We start from the raw sequence: 17,268 nt of genomic DNA on the forward strand, positions 1-17,268 counted from the left end.
CTCGCATTTCTACTCCTTGAATTTATCTCAAAAATCCCTATAGATGATCAGTTATATTCCTTTCAGTAATCACCCATTTATTTAATTTCCTCTCAACCGTATGTACACTTGTATTATCTATAGGAAAAAAAGGACTTTGGTTGGTCCATTCATGACCGTTTAACAGATAATACAAAAGGTTAATGACTCCTCCATGTGTTACTAACAATACATTCGACTGCATTTCTTGGATTTCAAGCTTAGAACATAAGTTATCAAAGGCATTCTTAATTCTATTGAAAAAATATCTTGGAGTTTCACCCCCCGGAAAAGGAGTATCCATCTGCAGTGTATTAAAGTATATCCCAGGATACTTTTCTTCAGCTTCTTTATTAGCCATGCCCGCTAGTATCCCGTTATTCATTTCTCTCCATTCTTCTGAGTATACGGTCTCTATTTTGAGAATTTGCTCAAGTTCCCTTGTCGTTTCAACAGCTCGTGCAAGATCGCTGCTCAGGATGGTATGAATACCATACTCCTCAGGATGATTATATAAATACTCTCCCAGTAGCCTCGATTGAAGGACGCCTCGATCAATTAATCCTCTCTGACTCCATCCTCCCCGAAAACCATCTTCATCCATACCGTGCCTTACTAAATAAATCTTCATAATAGTATCCCACCTAAAAAGTTGTCTCGAACTTGGAATCCAGATTATTTCCATGGCCACTCATATGTACCGACTCCTAATGCACCTGTAATGACCTCTTCAAATTCCATTCGATTAATTCAGATTTATTTACCATCTTTGATTCGACTTCAAACAATCTATTCCATCCATTGTCTAGGTCCTATGACCTTGAAGACTGTTTCGTTACTATTAAGCGAGTTCATAATTCTTTGGTAAGTAAAGTCGCTTATCGGTCTTGGTAAATCATCTATCGGAAAGAAACCGCATTCCAGAATTTCAGGGGAACTTGGTCTCGGTGTACGATTCGTATCTTCATTCTTCGCCAAGAAAACAAAATGATGCATATCATAATGAGGGTCATAATAGATTCCCATAAGTCTTCCAATTTCCACATTCAATCCGATCTCTTCATAGACTTCTCGCACTGCAGTTTCCTCTGCTGATTCCTTCTCTTCTGATTTACCTCCTGGCAATTCCCAATTACATTTTCCATAGCTATGCTTCACAAGTAATATCTTATTCTCATCATCTAGAATGATTGATGCTGCTCCTATTAATTTATTCATAGACTACATGCCTCCCAAAAGACAGTTTTCCCGACTCGTCTCAAATTCCCTGATTTGTCTGAAGAAACTAACTAGCACATCATCTTCCCAAGCCCCTACCGCAACATCTAGAATAAATCACTTTGGATATTTCATACATTCAGAAGGAGAAGGCGTTGCCCTCTTAGAAACAATTCCTAAGTTCTTGATCATTCCTAGCCTTGGACAAAATATCTTGAATAAATCCTGACTTTCCCTTGGTGTAGGCCGCTCTATCATGTTTGAATTCATTTTCCAGTTTCTTCTTTAGGTTGTAATATTGTACTTTACTATGTAAATCCTTTCTCATATATTCTCGAAATAATATGTTATTCACCCAGTTGGCAGACTTATACTTATATATGTGCAAATGATGGGTTCCCGCCCTCCATTCTCCTCTGCGGAAGAACTTCCTTTCTGGAAAGTCCGGTTTTTCTACATATGTATAGCCAATACTTCCAAGATCATTTATTTGTTTTTCAGTGATCTGATTTAAGTCAGAAACACCAACCATAATATCAATTATCGGTTTTGAACCCAGTCCAGGAACTGAAGTGCTTCCGATATGTTCAATGCCTTGAACTAGACTATTTAATGCCTCGAATATTTTAATTTTCTCCTGCTCATAATTCTGAGTCCATTCCGGATTGTATTCTGAAACGATGACAGTTTCCATGATTTATTCCTCCAACCCCATTGAGCATTCCTGCATTAATAACCGGCACTTCTATTCATAATTATTGAAAAATAAAGTTGTTTAAGCGAAGTAACTTGAATTACCCACAAAGCTTTTCCAAAATTATTGCCACACCATCATTATCATTGGTTTCTGTAATCTCTTTAGATATCTCCTTTAACTCTCCTATTGCATTCCCCATCGCCACTGACCATCCACAAGTTTTGAATAATCCGATATCATTAAAATCATCACCAAATACCATGACGTTCTCCAGTGGTATGTTCATCGCCTTACATAATACGGCTACTGCATTTTCCTTAGAAGCCTTAAGTGATGAAACTTGAACGAGATTTCCATTGTCTGTAATAAGAATATTCAATTGCGATTTAAATTTCTCCTGAAATGAAATTATATCCATATTTCCTGAAAAAAGAATTTTTGATGCATCAAGACGTTTCAGTTCTTCCAATGACTTTACCATAGGATTTCCTTTGACTCTCATGAGGGTTGAATAGTCATATTCTCTTAAGCTCATCCATTCATCTTTCACTTCTAAACTTAAATCGAGATCAGGGTTACCCTTTAGACAGTAATCTAAGACTTCACTTGTGACTTCAGATTTAATCGGTACATGATCATCAATCCCAGTATGCTTACAATTGATATAGGCGCCATTGTAATAAATAAATGAACCTAAATTGAGTAATTCATCTGTCAAAAATGTTTTCACTGCCCTAGGGGGGCGTGCAGTTGCAAAGATGAATTTCATTCCAAGAGCTGAGCATTCCATAATGGCCTTACAGTTCCGATTTGAGATTTGTTTATTTGAATTAAGAAGCGTTCCATCCAAATCCAGAACAATGATTGGAAACTTCATGTAAATCTCCTCTCTGAAAATAATGCTTCCATATTCACGACACGAGCCGACCCTTAGCTAGTCCCTATCTTAGGCTGGCTCGTGTATTGTCTGAGTTATCTTCCATATCGCTCTTTATAAAAGATCTATGGCAGTATAATCTTTGGGATTAATATATTTCCCTCTATAATTAAGAATTCTAAGTGTGATTTGTATTAATAGATCATAATATTCATTATAAATCTCAATCTTTTCATTAAGAGACAAAACCGAAATTTCACCAGTGTGAAATAAAGCATTTCTAACATCTTTTCTTAATGTATCTGCGAGCAGATGACTTGGAATAAACCTTAAGTATGTATTTACCCTACGTAATTTGTCCTGAATACTTAATTCTTTGATAGATTCAAAATCGCTACCTGATTTGACTAGGTACTTGGTGAGCAGTAATTCATAAGATAAGATTAGACCCGCAAGCTTGTTTTCCAGAAATTTCCCCTCATACATACCGAGTATGGAAGTAACTAAAGAACTTAATGCAAGATCATTGTCTAGTTCCACAAAAACTTGGTAGCATTCATTAAAATACTGAATCAATCCACCAAAACAAAGATGATTATCAATTATGACATTAGGATGGTAGCGAGACGATAATAATTGGTGGTATTCAATTTCTGCTATTTCATTGTTATTGTCGTAATACTCAATCAACGGGACCATTGTTGCCTTAACATTCACAAGACTTAGAAACCAAGAAATAAGTTCGATGTAATGGCTGGTTTGCTCCTTATTTTCTCCATCAAGAATAGGGAAAGTAATAGTGGATAATATAGCTTTGTCTATCCGGTTCGAATTAATCTGCTCTAATATTAATTTTTTGTGCTCTAATTCTTGAAAAACAACCTGTCTATCATGAACATTTACAGTAAATTTATCTCTAACACGCCTTTCCCCTCTTATAGTGAACTCCATTCCTAGAAAATCGAAATTCGTTATATAACCTCTTAAATATTTTTTATTAATTTCATTATTACTTACTTTGACGAGATTTAAAATACGAACTAAACAAGTTAAAACAATACTTGGTATATTAGTTTTGAAATTAATATTCGTAATGATGAGTTTAGTACTAATACTCCATTCTCGGTCATCTGTAATTCCGGTAAGCTCCCCGTTTCCAATATCAGTTGATTGTAAGAGTGAACCAAGCGAATCTTCACTAGATATAACAAAAATACATTCACCAGTTATAGGAATTACAGACTCCCATTTAACTTGAAATTCTTTATCCGATATACGAAATGTTCCGGTGCCACTTTTATAATTCATTAGCGAGTACTCATAAACATCAATAAATCTTTGTTTAAAATATTCTTCTTCTATCAACTTATTCACCTCTAGTTACTATTAACTGTATTATGGCGTAAGCCCGCAATAGTCTCTTCATGTTGATTCAGGTACTTCAATATATTCTGACACTCTTGTAATCAATATCTCTATCAGTTCTTCATCCATAAACTCATAGTCATCAGGTATATCTAATCTTATTAACTGTTTTCCCGTAAGCAGCCCTTGTCCAAACTTCTCCTTAATTCTCCTCTCATGTTTTTTCTCCATCACGAATATCGTATCTGCCCATCCAATATGTCCTTCAGTAACTTTAATTCGCGCATTCGCTTCTGTACCGGCAGATCTAACTTCGTATCCATTGTATCGTTCAAACACCTTCTCAGCTGTTAAACTTCTCCATTTATTTCTACTGCAGATAAACAACAATTTCATGGTGCATCACCTTCTGTATCTTAATATTTCTTTATCCGCTTGCCCCGATTGCATATACCGTTCTTTGTATTCACGACCCCCAGAACTTCCGCATTTACTAAATGTAAATTCAACTCCTGGTATCGTCCTTTCAGATCATCAGGAAAATGCTGAAGGTTGAACTCTAGCATTTTCTTTCTTACATAGTCTTTGTTTTGAGTATTCATTTCATTTGATATCATGAACGACTATTTTATTCACTCCAATAGTTATTTTAGCTTCTCATTTAGCTTATCTATTTTTTCTTCTAGTCTTTTCAGCGTTTCTTTCGTGTTTTTTGTGTGTTGAACTGATTTGTTTACAAATCGATATAATCCAACAAAAAACAATACAACCAATAATAAAAATAGTGTTTGAAATAATGCAAGTGACCAAGAAAAATTCAAAATAACATCTCCCTCACCCAACGAAAATGAATTATTCGTCTTTCATTAACACCTTTGATCAAATCCTTATATTATTTAAATCCGCATTTAGATGGTTATATGAAATATTAGTAAATATAATTTTATCTTCGTTGTAAAACCCAGATAACTCAGTAAGACTTCCACTTGCCCATGTTTTTTGTTCTCGGGTGTTCAACCAAGAAGTTTCTTCTAATCTGTATTCCGTCTCATGAATGAAGCCTAAGTAATATTGGCAATTAACATAATCATTTCTCTTCAAATAACTTTTTATCTTTTGAATGTCTCCAAAAAAAGGATCTATAGGTACGTGTCCGCTCTTATACTTTAATTCAATTACTGCCACATAATCTTTAATTTTTTCTCGTAAATGGACATCTTCCCTATCTTCGATTTCTACTACCGCAATATCAATTCGTTCACCATATCCAGTATGTAATTCAGTATAGATTCTTAAGTTATGATCTTTCAGAAAAGCATCAGAAAGTCTGTTTCTTAGATGGAAGTAAAATGCGTTCTTCAAACTATCCTCAAGTAAGATGAAATTAGATGAATAATCAGACTTTATATTGTATAGCCATGTTTCCTTTATCGCCCTATCGACTGTTGTGTGCACGAGTACCCCCTTCAATCATGCTTATTTCAGATAACGTCAGATCAAAAAAATCAAGAAAAAACATCCATGTTGCTCATCTGAACAATTCCTTTCTCTAAAATGATACGGTGTTATCTGATGTCTCTTGATGTACTGTTAGACCACATCTCTATTAACCCATTTCATGCCAGGGGCATCTTGTGGACGCTCTTCAAATCCAAACTTCTTATAGTAGTTGCATTTATCTACGGCAGCAAAAAGGTGAACCATCAAAACATCCTTTTCCTTGCATTTCAGCAACAGTTTTTTAAGAATGTGAGTTCCAACTCCAATATTCTGATATTCGGGCAAGACAATCAAATCACAAATAAATCCTTGATATACTCCATCTGAAATAATTCTGCCAGTCCCAATTACTTTATCATTGTGAAGTGCTGAAACAATATACCAGCTCTTCTCCAGTGCTTCTTCGAGTTGTTTGCTTCCCTTTTCAACTATTCCTTTCCATCCGGTGCTTTCAACAAGCTGAATATATTCTTCTCCTGAAGGAATAAATTCACGAATTTCAATATCAGCGTTTTGGGTCATTTTCGCTCTCTCCCTCTCCCTTGAATAGCTGAGTGAATTAGGTTTACTCAAAGCCAATCCCTCCTTCCGGATACTTCACTTTCAGTTACCGCCTTTTTGTTAAGGTTTTATTGGTTTTGATTTTCAACTTAGTTCTTAAAAAATATTATTGGCCCATCCCATTTAGGCAGTGATTCTTTCTTGGTATATCTTCCATTACAATATTGATTGATTACTGTTTCCCAAAATTTCTGAGCATTATAATTCTCCTTCTCCTGCTTTACCTCCCAGTTTCCCTTATGTCTATCAAAAATCCTTGTCGCTACTTCTCTTCCTATTCCTTGCTTCCTCCATTTTCGCATGATAAAGAATTCAGCAATTGACTTTGTCTCTTCATCTTGCTTCCCATCAGAAACACTGTTGTTATATATGTAATAAAGACCAAGTGCTGCGAACACTTGGTCAGTACAATTGGCTTGGATGAATTGTAGCTATATTTTACCTTGTATCATATTTACGTACAAGCGTTCATATAGAATGAGAAATTTCCCGCTCAGAAGTTTACCGGTAAAGTCATATCATTTAACGTTTATGTAAAAAGAGCCTCACATAAGTTGGATGAACTCATGTGAAGCCACTCTTCTATTTCATATTTCCTACTACCTTCACTCTCAGTCTCGTTGCATTTCCCGGATGATAAGCCAGCGGGGTTTCTTCCACTTCCACGAGCTCCACCGTAGCCGGATCAGCGCCAGCCAGCACGGCCTGCTTCACGGCCTTTTCTTGTGCATCTCTTAACGAATCTTCACGCGGCTCTTGAGAATAAATGTAGATTTGTTCATATTGCCCGCTGATTTGAGCAATACATGCGCCGATGGCGTTAGCTACGCCCCCGTTCTCATGCTTAATCATTTGGGATACCCCGCGAATCGTGTCCGGAATAACGACACTGCCTCCGCCTACCAACACAAGCTCAACGTCTCCCGACGAAGTCTTCATTTTATCAATAGCCTGCTCAATAATGGATGAAATTTCAGCTTCAACTTGTTTAGCGAAGCCTTCATCCAAATGCGCTACCAAGCTCTTATCCCCAACATCCGCGAGGCCCAGCCGAACGGCAATATCTGTTGTTGTGAGCGTATTCCCGCCAAAGACCAGCGCCTCTTGTCCAATCTTGTATCCTACGCTGTCAGGGCCAACCGTAATTTTTCCGTTCTCCGAGCGCACGATACTTCCGCCGCCCAGTCCAACAGAGATAATGTCCGGCATGCGGAAATTCGTACGGATATCACCAACCTCGACTGCAACCGAGGATTCTCTCGGAAAGCCTTCCTGCAAAACCCCGATGTCCGACGTCGTCCCGCCCACGTCGAGAACCATCGTATCTTTGATCTTCGCCAAATAAGAGGCACCGCGTATGCTGTTCGTCGGCCCGCATGCAATGGTTAGGATCGGAAACTGTTTAGCGTAATCAATCGACATTAAGGTACCGTCATTTTGGCATAAGAACACCGCTGCGTCAGTGATCCCTTCTTCTTCTAACGCCTGTACGAATCCTTGGGTTGTCGTTTCAATGACCTTGCACAATGCTGCATTGAGTATGGTTGCATTTTCGCGTTCAATTAAACCGACCGAACCAATCAAGGAAGAGCAGGAGACCGGGAACTCTTCGCCATACACTTCATGGATGAGATCGCGAACTTGGAATTCCTGGTCATTTTTAATAGAAGAAAACACGCCGATAACCGCAATGGATTCAATACTGCCACGCCATTCCTCCAGAAGAGCTGTAATTTCAGCTTCATCGACTTCTCCAAGCACTTGGCCGTCGTATTCATATCCGCCATGAACGAGAGCATATTTACCCGACAGCTTCTGAACCATATCCTCAGGCCAGGACGTGTACGGAAGTACGGAAGCCGTTGCCGGGTAACCCAGACGAATGACGCCGACTTGAGCCAGCTTTTTGCGTTCAACAATGGCATTCGTGCACTGTGTTGTACCTAACATGGCATGCGTAATTTGGCTTTTATCCATATTCGCACCCTGCAGCAAATTCCGGAGCGAAGTTTCAATCCCCGTTTTAATATCCAGGCTTGTCGGTGATTTTACCGCATGAACCAAATGATGATTCTCATCCAATATGATGGCATCTGTGTTGGTGCCGCCTACATCGATCCCGATTCTATACATTCTCAGCCACCGCCTTTTTCACCAGTTCCTCAATAGCAACATAATCGTAATCATATCCGAAGTATTTTGGTCCAGCAGTCTGGATCCCTTTTTCCGTTCTCCACTTTTCATGAGCGGGCAGTCCAATCACCCGTACGCGTTTCCCGTATTTCAGGCTTTCCGTGGTCACAGGCGATAAGGTCTCGTAATCAACGAGACAGATCAAATCCGGGGTTATTGCTGCCACTTGACCGTTCTTTTCGGCAACCAGGTTTTCATTTTGAAAATGAACCTTCATCTCCCCGCCTTTAAACGTCTCAATTCCTTCGAGATGCATGCGGCCAAGATTAAATCCGCCTTTCGTTTCGCGGATGACATCCACGATTTTACCTTGAAACAGCTCATAGCCCGACACAAGTTTCAGCAGGTCTTGAAGTTTATCCTTGGCGTCCCGGTTCTTCGATGTAATGATTTCTCCAATCTGCTGGGAGAGGGTCACAATATGATGAACTCCGCTTTGCTTCATTTGCGCACCTGTTGCCGGATACAGGCTTACCAAAGTACTGGCACCCATTTCAACCGTAGCCACTCTGGCGAGCCGTTCCGTCCATTTATTGTCAATCGTCTCGAAGATACCGATGTTCCCTTTTTCATCCGTAATCGCCATCGGTGTCGCCGGAATACCATCCAGGTTAAATGTCACCATTTGAAGCTCGGGGAACGCCCGGCCCATACCGTCGCAGTCGATCAGAGGCAATCCCAGCTGCGCCGCAACGACGATGGGAATCATGGAGTTGACGCCCCCCGCTTCCATAGGAAACGTGCCGGCGATCTTTTCTCTTCCTAAGTAATTCGCTAATTTTTGAAAAACCTTTACAAACTCATCCCCTTTAGGGAATTTCTCCACGAGTACGGAAGGCGCCCCCATCATCGCGGCCGGAATGAAAAAGTCCTCATCCTTAATCTCATCGACTGACAGTAATTTTACAGGTCCAAACTTCTCAATGGCCGAGAGGGCCATCAATTTTCCGACATATGGGTCCCCCCCTCCGCCAGTGCCCAGAAATGCTGCGCCGACGGCGATGTTTTCAACAGCTGCTTTATCTAAATATCTCATTTACGTTTCCTCCAATATGACTGTCTTCTGAGCCGATAAACGATAGCCTGCATAATACATTACAAAAGAAATGACAATTCCGATCAACGGCTGATTCGGTACCTGCGGCAAGCTTGGGAAGAAGGATAACACGACAGGGGTACAAGCTATAACCGCGCCTACAAGCCAGGAAACGACGCCAAGTTTATTCACGCCCTCAACCTCTTGCCAGCGGCTCTTACTCCCTTTGCCAAGCACCCAGTACGAAGCGATCATCACGCCTGCCACCGGTGGAATCATGGCCGACAAGATGGACATGATCGGTGTGAAATAGTTAAGTATGCCGATGACAGCCAATACAGTCCCGATGGTTCCCGCAATGCCGACGGCCCACTTTTCTTTTTCCTTCGATACGTTAAACACGTTAATTAAGGCAAAACCGCCTGAAATGGCATTCACGAGATTCGTCTTCCAAGTAGCCAGGATCAGAATCACACCGCCAATAAACGGAGTCGTGATGCTCAAAAAGGTTGCTGTAATATCACTGGCTTGGTATGCAATCGTCAGCACAGCTCCTGCACCGATCATCAGCAAGCCTGCCGGAATAATCCCAAAAAGAGCAGCTTTCAGGACATCGGACCTTTTTCTCGAAAATTGCGAGTAATCCCCCGCGACAACCGCACCTAAGGCAAATGAACCCAGGGTTACCGCCAGTCCGTCCGTAAAGCTCATCGCTCCCTTTGGCTTATAATTCTGAATGATCTGCAGAGAGTCACCAGTCAAAGCTTCGAAAAGACCGTATACGCTGATTCCGATCAATAAAGGAACGGCAATATAACTGATCACCCGCAGCACTTTAATACCATACATAGCTGAAACTACCATCACGAGACCGCTGATGAGAGAAGCCAGCGGCACCGGGATGTGAATTCCGGTCTCAGCTAGCAAGTTGGCCAAGGCTGCACCGCACACATTCGCCTGAATGCCGAACCATCCGAGGCACGCAATCGCGAGAATGATCGAAAGGATCGTCCGAGATCCTTTTTTGCCAAAGACCTGACCTGCAACCTGAACCGTCGGTTTTCCTAAATCCGTACTTTGAATACCCTGCAAAATCATGATCAATACAATAATCGAGTAACCGACCAACGTAACGAGCAACGCCTTCGATAATCCCATGCCTGTAATAAGCGCATTCCCTACCAACAAACTCGGGATGCTTATGACCGCCCCAGCCCAGATGATCCCGAGACTGAACCAGGATTGATGTTCTTTAACGGCTTTCATATGATCCCCACCACCCTTATTCGTTCGAATGTTTTTTCTTATTGTAAAAGATCAAGTAGGGCAGCGTCTTTTTCTGAAAATAAAAAAAAACCCGATGTTTTTGTCCAATTGAACAAAACATCGGTATTTTTCAGTTATGGATGAGACGGTAAACCATGCAGGCGGTATACACATCGTACGACTCCGAATTGACGGTTACGTCATATCCGATGAGTTCGCTAATTTTTTTAATACGATATTTCACGGTATTTTTGTGGACGAACAACAGCTTGCTGCAGTCATCCATGTTCCCCTTCGCATCCAGAAGAAAAGTCATCAGCGTTTCCAACGCATCCGGGTCGTCCAATAACGGCTCCATGATGGACAAACATTCTTCTGTAATCTCTTCCCCTTGTTTACTCAGGTCTATAGCCCGGTTCATGGAACGGATTTCAGCCGCGGTGTATAGTTTGCGATGATGATAGATGCGTCGAACCTCTTTAGAAACGCCGTTTACAAGCTGGTACATTCGGCGAACATCCTGTGTGTCCCGCATCCTCGGAGAATAAACGATGCTTGATATTTCAGCAATGAGACTCGTGGTTTCGATATATTCCGCTGCGATTTCAAACTCATTGTATTTATAGGAGCAATTCCCTAGCAAAACGACAATGCAGTGATCGATTGTTTGAATGACCGCGGTTTTATAATATTGGGAAAGATGTGCTTTTAAGTCTTCCCTGATCCTTTTTTCCTCCGACAAATCCTGAATGTAAACGAGCCACATCATTTGGATGGCGGAAACGTCGATATACAGCAAACTGGCCAACCTGCGCATTTTTTCACTTTCATCATTCACGATGGCTTTAACCAGAGCGTATTCGCTGACCTCGTTATGCTTATCTCCCCACAAATTGATGGCTACCTGTACCACTTCGCTGATTTGATCTACCGTTTTCGGCGGCAGCTTCGTATTTTCTTTAATGAGGAACAGGTAAAGAGCCTCTCCATTTTTTTGATGAACACGTTTGTATTCAACAAAGCAGGACGAATTCAGCTCATCTTCTCCCATTCTACCGTTCAAAATGGAAGGAGCCATGGACCGGATCAGATCCTCAACATGGAGCGATGAATTACGCGGCCACATGACACGATTGATAATATCCAGGTTGCTGTTTGTTAGAATGATGTTCGCTTTCATCCGGTCCGACAGCAGTTTAAGGGTAATTTCCACGCTCCGCAAATGTTCCGGCAATAGTGAGACCTTTTCCAGTGTTTCATTCACGAAATGCTCATTCATATTCTGATTGCTTACGATCATCTCCATGACTTCATAAATGACTTCATTGTACCTAAGAGAGTAATCGTTTCTCGGCATGCAAATGATAATAAAATTCAGAGATTCGGCCAGCTCGAGTACTTCATCGGCTATATCCGGCATCACAATGCCAACATAGTACAAAATCAAGCCCACTTCACCAAGATCATGCAAATATTGAACCGTTTTGCACTGTTGTTCCACACTGTCCTTAATGGAATAAAAAGAACTGATGACCAGCTCTTCGGCATACCATTCTTCTTGAACGGTTTGAATAATTCGCGAGAAAAAATTGACATCCGCCACCTCTAAAACAGATAAAGAGGAAATGGTCTGATGGAGCCTGCTTGTTCCAGTGACCACCTGAGCCCCTCTAAACGAAGGAAGTTGCAGTAAATCTTTTACGGTTACCCCAATTCAACCACCACTTTTTTGTTCGATTCAAGCTGTTTTCCAACAAGGAGATTCCTCGCAGAAACAGCCTGTTAAAACCAAGCGATGATGCTCGGCATAACGCAGCAAATAGGCTTCGTTACTATTAGTATAACCCTCGTATGATAAGTAACCAAGTAAGTTCCTTTGCCAACTATGAAATTATTTGCATACTCGGCCAGTTTCACGAAGATGCTGAGTTAGGGTAACCCATTATTTTCCTGATTTTATCGCAAGAAGCCGATGCCTCTTCAAATCCTCATCTACTTAAGAAAATCCAAATATATCCTTACAAGTTGACTTAGAATCTCAATATCTTCCTCAACATTATGGGTCTCAAAGGAATGATTTGCATTAGGAATTTCAATGACCTCTCTTACTTCATCTATGTTAATTTGGTTTGCAAGTTCATTATTAAACATCTCATCCTTTGTCCCATAAACCACGAGTCCATTAGACTTGTTGATATAACGAATTGTGTCTTTAATGGGTGTCAAAAATAAATGTCTTATGGGCATATCAAGTTTTCCATGAACTTCACCCGCAACGATTGTCCCTATGCTCTTACTAATAAAAATGACTTCATGATACTTGTTAATGATTCGCCGAACCGTTTCATGGCTATCTTCTATTACTCTCGGCAGGTCATTCATATCCAAATCCGTTCTCGCAGCTTGATATCCATATTCAAGTACCATTAAGTCAAAACCACTTTGAATTGCGGAAGTTCCCGCAAAGTGTAGAATTGGCTTATGACAAGGATAGTTTTTTCCGGGAAACAGAACAACCAACTTGCTGTTTTCTTCATGAAGTTGATAATATTTTTGGTTCATTTCAGTTTTCCAAAACGAGGGTACGGTTAGAATGTCTAATTTCATCGTCTTCTATCCTTTCCTAATTTCTTGAGATACTCTCAAATATTCATCTCGTCGTTAAACTCAATACAAAAAGGTTGTGTTTCAGTTTTTAAACAGTATTCTATTCTTTGTCTAAAGTTTTTCCATTTAACTTTTTCCAAGGCTTCTTCTATTGAAAAAAAACCAGAATCCAAGCTCTCTTCCGTTGTTATTAGTTCTCCACCAATCGGCTTTGCTAGAAATAAGGTATTACAAATTGAGTTTCCAGTATTCTGAAAAATCCCGCAAAATTTGATGATTTCTATGTCTATCCCCGATTCTTCTTTGGTTTCTCTTATTGCTGCCTGTGAAAGGGATTCCCCCAGTTCAACTTGTCCTCCTGGCATTTCCCAACCCCTACGTGGCCCCTTAATGAGTAATATCTCTTGATTATCGTTAACGACAATAGCAGCTGCAGAAACAATATGCTTTGGTGGATTCACGGACTTAACCTCCAATGAATTAAAAGGATTTAATATGCTCTTCGCAGGTAAGTGACTAACAGGGAGGGGGTCAGACTTAGGATCGCAGTGGTTGTCTGGCTGATCCCGCTTCATCGTATAACCCTCCAGTATTTTTGTTAATTTAATGTTCCTCGTTTCTTTACTCATAAAATATAATTCGGTTTCCAAATGGATCTATTACACAACATTCTTCACTTCCCCATGGGGTACTCTCTAATCCAGGTCGTGAATAGTTATTTTGTTTATCCATTAGATTCTTTTGGAATTCTTTGATTCCGATTACTTGTATTCTTATTGCAGCTCCTGGACAGCAATCTCCATAATGTTCACTTAAATGTATCTTTACATTATTCTTCGAAATCTGAATATATAAAGGCAAATCGGCTTCAAATCGATGTTCCCCATCCACATTGAATTCTAAGTAATCAATATAAAACTCCATTGCCTTCTTCACATCAAAAATTCGAAGTATAGGAACTATTTCTTGAAGCTTCATACGGTTGACCTCCATATAATAGATCTTATAAGACGATTACAACTTCTTGAGATACTCTCACATATTCGTTATTTCATTATTCTAAGAATCATTCTTTAACATCCTATTTATAAGCCCCAAGATAACAAAACATGGATATATCGAATCTTTGGGTTGCCTCAATTTCTAGACCAGTTTCTCTTCGGCTTTCTTGGGAATTGAACTAAAAATTATTTTGTTTCTTTCTTTTTATTTGATTAGAGTTTTCTACCCAAAAATCAAGATGAATATCAGATATTAGATCAAACCGAATGTCTTCACCTCCCTTATCATATTTCACCTAACGTTCCTGTATTCACGACATCCCACTGACTTAAGACTCTGTCAGGCACCGATGTGTGAACATATTGTTATAGGAAGTCAGTACCTCGGTGAATATACTTAACTCAAACTCTTCCAATCATCTGGTACAAGTAACCATAAACCAGGTATTACACATTTATTCTCTTTAATGTACTCCGAAGGAGTATACCTAAAAGGTTCTTTTAGTATTTGTTCAATCCTGTTCATTGTATCTTGATTTAATAAAGTTATATGTTGTTTGTCATAGAAGTGTATTATCGAGGATAATCTTTCTTCATCTACTTCGTAAGCTTCGTTTTGTAGTTCACTAAACCAACCTTCATAGTATTTCGATATAGGCCCGCCCATGCCATGAGGACAACCTGATAGATTGTTACTTGGATCTACATAACACCACCAAGTTACAACTGATATTAAAATCCCTATAGTAGAGACTTCATTGATAAACAACTTCATATTATCTTTCATTGTAATACAGTCAATATATCCGTTACCTACTGGCTGGACTTTATAACTCTTTAAAGAATATTCAAGCTGCTCAACAAACTGTTTCTTCCTTGTATTTAAATATTCAAAATACATCATTGAAATATCACCACTTCCAGTTAATTATTTGCGCTGATTTCCGATAACTTTTCGTGTTCACGGCGACACACCGACCGAGGGCGAATGCCCAATGCGTAAATATATTGTTATCAGAAATCAATGTAGTAATAGTTATGAATTAGCTAAATACTCTTTTCAAACACTTGTTTTTTGAGTAAATCATCTTGATTCATAAGGAATCTAAAACTAGTCGAATCTTTTAAGTATGAAGGCCTGCCTCACATAGACAAGCCAAATTTATATCAAAACAATGGTTAATCGAGATTTTCTCTATACCACTTTCTAAGTTGATTAATATGAGCTTGATGATAACGGCTATGGTCAGCCATATGCCATATTCCCCAACGAATAGTTGCTTGCTTTTCATTCTCATGTCCAAAAGTTACAACTTTATCTAAATCAGCATCTGTTAAGTTCGTACAAGCTTCCTTCAACATTTCTAATATACTTACATATTGAGACATAAGTGTGTTCAAAGACATTCCTTTAACCATGGGAAGCCTATTATTTTCATCTATCATGGGACCATATTGTTCCTTGAACGACTGAGGAAGTGATTCGCCTTTGATTCTAAAAATCCAATTCAAATCAACATACATGAGATGTTTTATTAACTGAGCGGTACTATTAAAATTATTATTTGGTCCCTTGTAATCTACTTCTGCTTGCGACATTCCAGCAGTTATGAATTGTAATCGTTGGTCATTCTCTTTTACGGCAGAGTACAACATGCCCACAATGGGTGACATATTGGCATCACCTTTTAAATCAAAAAGCATTCAAGTTCTGCCTCCTCGCTTTTAGAATTTCATTTCCGATAACGATTCCGTATTCACGGACCATTTTTTGTTCTCTTCTTTTTGTGAATTTTCGTTAATGGCTTGTGTTATCAGATATCCGTGCCTTTGATGAAGAATACACATGTTTTTCGATTCCTTTAATATTATTTATCTGCCAATATAGTAAACAAAGTGGTGTCTCCGTTATTTTAATCTGCCTTATATGTATTGTCTGATTATCGTATTCTTGCCAATGCTTTCTTTGCAGCTATTTTCCCGTTGTGCATTCCTGATTTTGAAATTTCTACAAGCTTATCTTTTGCAGGAGCATACTTGTGATATCCAATGATCTCACAGGCTCTTTCTTGTACATACTTATCTTCGTCATCTAAATACTTAACTATGGAATCAAGCTGAGTTTTCGGAGTTAAGACCATGATGGAATAAATATATTGACAACGCATTTCATCAGTAATTTGATTATTAGAGTTGATTAAGTTATTCAAATCAGAAATACAATTCAAATCTTCTTCCAACAAGTTAGGATCACTATCTATATCAGCTGGATATTCTTTTTTTAATTCATGCCAATCTAAATCAGGATGTGATTCAAGTTCAGAAACAAATGTACTTATACTCCTGAATCCAGGCGATAGATCGGTTTCCTCATGATTTAAATAACATACCTTGTTCTTACACGTGCCCTGGACATAGATGCCGATATAATTCGAATGATCATCAGCCCATAATGGAACAATATCTTGAAATACATCCATCTCAGACATAAAATCAGTTACTTCCATTATTTCTTCAATATCCATTAACCTTAGATAGAATGTTGTATTGTTCTGTTTCAGATGATGAGATTGCAATACTTCTGTTTCCGCATCTGGTAGAGTAATGTTAAGTCTACTTAATAGATCTTTAATCATATCTATGCCTCCATGAATTACATCGCAAACTGAGGAGCCGCTAGGTTCAGATGCATGAATATAAATGTTAGACGATGTTCATGCTCGCCATGGTTTGGACCATCGTAATACAACCCACAACCTTGTTTTCAAACAACGCGACGAATGTTCTGTAATTCTCATCTTTATTCAGTCTTTCAAATCGTCGGAAATATTTACAGCAGTGACAGTAGGACTCCCTAAGTCGTTATTCCATAACAATACTACGTCAGGATAATCAGTTTTTTGAATTTCACGAATTTCGATATCCATAT

The 17,268-nt window shown here is 39.2% G+C and carries 20 protein-coding genes; all 20 read right to left on the reverse strand.

Annotation, left to right across the window (positions count from 1 at the left end; translation table 11 throughout):
* Positions 1-37 precede the first annotated feature (37 nt).
* Positions 38-649, reverse strand: a complete 612-nt coding sequence (locus GRF59_RS06935) for a histidine phosphatase family protein (RefSeq protein ID WP_160496872.1) — start codon at positions 647-649, stop codon at positions 38-40.
* Between the two features lie 158 nt (positions 650-807).
* Positions 808-1,236 (reverse strand): NUDIX domain-containing protein, encoded by a 429-nt coding sequence (locus GRF59_RS06940; protein WP_160496873.1) that lies wholly within the window; start codon positions 1,234-1,236, stop codon positions 808-810.
* A 163-nt stretch (positions 1,237-1,399) separates the two neighbouring features.
* Entirely contained in the window at positions 1,400-1,930 is a 531-nt protein-coding gene (locus tag GRF59_RS06945) for a GrpB family protein (protein ID WP_160496874.1), read from the reverse strand.
* Positions 1,931-2,030: 100 nt separating this feature from the next.
* Positions 2,031-2,810 carry a Cof-type HAD-IIB family hydrolase gene (locus GRF59_RS06950; RefSeq protein ID WP_160496875.1) on the reverse strand — a complete coding sequence of 260 codons (780 nt, stop codon included), beginning with the start codon at positions 2,808-2,810 and terminating at the stop codon, positions 2,031-2,033.
* A gap of 114 nt (positions 2,811-2,924) precedes the next feature.
* Entirely contained in the window at positions 2,925-4,175 is a 1,251-nt protein-coding gene (locus tag GRF59_RS06955) for a hypothetical protein (RefSeq protein ID WP_160496876.1), read from the reverse strand.
* A 57-nt stretch (positions 4,176-4,232) separates the two neighbouring features.
* Entirely contained in the window at positions 4,233-4,571 is a 339-nt protein-coding gene (locus tag GRF59_RS06960; RefSeq protein WP_160496877.1) for a low molecular weight protein tyrosine phosphatase family protein, read from the reverse strand.
* Positions 4,572-5,054: 483 nt separating this feature from the next.
* Entirely contained in the window at positions 5,055-5,630 is a 576-nt protein-coding gene (locus GRF59_RS06965) for a hypothetical protein (protein ID WP_160496878.1), read from the reverse strand.
* A 135-nt stretch (positions 5,631-5,765) separates the two neighbouring features.
* Positions 5,766-6,248: a GNAT family N-acetyltransferase gene (locus GRF59_RS06970; protein WP_160496879.1), complete on the reverse strand. Its 483-nt coding sequence runs from the start codon at positions 6,246-6,248 to the stop codon at positions 5,766-5,768.
* Positions 6,249-6,325: 77 nt separating this feature from the next.
* Complete coding sequence (locus GRF59_RS06975) at positions 6,326-6,634, reverse strand: hypothetical protein (protein ID WP_160496880.1); 309 nt, start codon at positions 6,632-6,634, stop codon at positions 6,326-6,328.
* Between the two features lie 184 nt (positions 6,635-6,818).
* Positions 6,819-8,369, reverse strand: coding sequence for a hydantoinase/oxoprolinase family protein (locus GRF59_RS06980; protein ID WP_160496881.1), 1,551 nt, complete (start codon positions 8,367-8,369; stop codon positions 6,819-6,821).
* Complete coding sequence (locus tag GRF59_RS06985; RefSeq protein ID WP_160496882.1) at positions 8,362-9,465, reverse strand: DUF917 domain-containing protein; 1,104 nt, start codon at positions 9,463-9,465, stop codon at positions 8,362-8,364. Before GRF59_RS06985 ends, GRF59_RS06980 begins: the two co-directional genes overlap by 8 nt.
* A complete protein-coding gene (locus GRF59_RS06990; RefSeq protein ID WP_160496883.1) occupies positions 9,466-10,731 on the reverse strand; it encodes a cytosine permease in 1,266 nt (421 codons plus the stop codon).
* 130 nt (positions 10,732-10,861) lie between these two features.
* On the reverse strand, positions 10,862-12,391 hold the full coding sequence (locus tag GRF59_RS06995; RefSeq protein ID WP_423802934.1) for a PucR family transcriptional regulator: 1,530 nt from the start codon (positions 12,389-12,391) through the stop codon (positions 10,862-10,864).
* Positions 12,392-12,723: 332 nt separating this feature from the next.
* On the reverse strand, positions 12,724-13,338 hold the full coding sequence (locus GRF59_RS07000; RefSeq protein ID WP_160496884.1) for an alpha/beta hydrolase: 615 nt from the start codon (positions 13,336-13,338) through the stop codon (positions 12,724-12,726).
* A gap of 35 nt (positions 13,339-13,373) precedes the next feature.
* Positions 13,374-13,799: an NUDIX hydrolase gene (locus GRF59_RS07005; protein WP_341480060.1), complete on the reverse strand. Its 426-nt coding sequence runs from the start codon at positions 13,797-13,799 to the stop codon at positions 13,374-13,376.
* A 160-nt stretch (positions 13,800-13,959) separates the two neighbouring features.
* Positions 13,960-14,316: a glyoxalase superfamily protein gene (locus GRF59_RS07010; RefSeq protein ID WP_160496886.1), complete on the reverse strand. Its 357-nt coding sequence runs from the start codon at positions 14,314-14,316 to the stop codon at positions 13,960-13,962.
* Between the two features lie 420 nt (positions 14,317-14,736).
* Entirely contained in the window at positions 14,737-15,243 is a 507-nt protein-coding gene (locus GRF59_RS07015; RefSeq protein ID WP_160496887.1) for a hypothetical protein, read from the reverse strand.
* A 275-nt stretch (positions 15,244-15,518) separates the two neighbouring features.
* Positions 15,519-16,043, reverse strand: coding sequence for a DinB family protein (locus GRF59_RS07020; protein ID WP_160496888.1), 525 nt, complete (start codon positions 16,041-16,043; stop codon positions 15,519-15,521).
* Between the two features lie 236 nt (positions 16,044-16,279).
* Positions 16,280-16,975 (reverse strand): SMI1/KNR4 family protein, encoded by a 696-nt coding sequence (locus tag GRF59_RS07025; RefSeq protein ID WP_160496889.1) that lies wholly within the window; start codon positions 16,973-16,975, stop codon positions 16,280-16,282.
* 168 nt (positions 16,976-17,143) lie between these two features.
* Positions 17,144-17,266 (reverse strand): hypothetical protein, encoded by a 123-nt coding sequence (locus GRF59_RS29945; protein WP_272914967.1) that lies wholly within the window; start codon positions 17,264-17,266, stop codon positions 17,144-17,146.
* Positions 17,267-17,268 lie beyond the last annotated feature (2 nt).

Source organism: Paenibacillus dendrobii, assembly GCF_009807035.1.
Taxonomy (GTDB): domain Bacteria; phylum Bacillota; class Bacilli; order Paenibacillales; family Paenibacillaceae; genus Paenibacillus_AQ; species Paenibacillus_AQ dendrobii.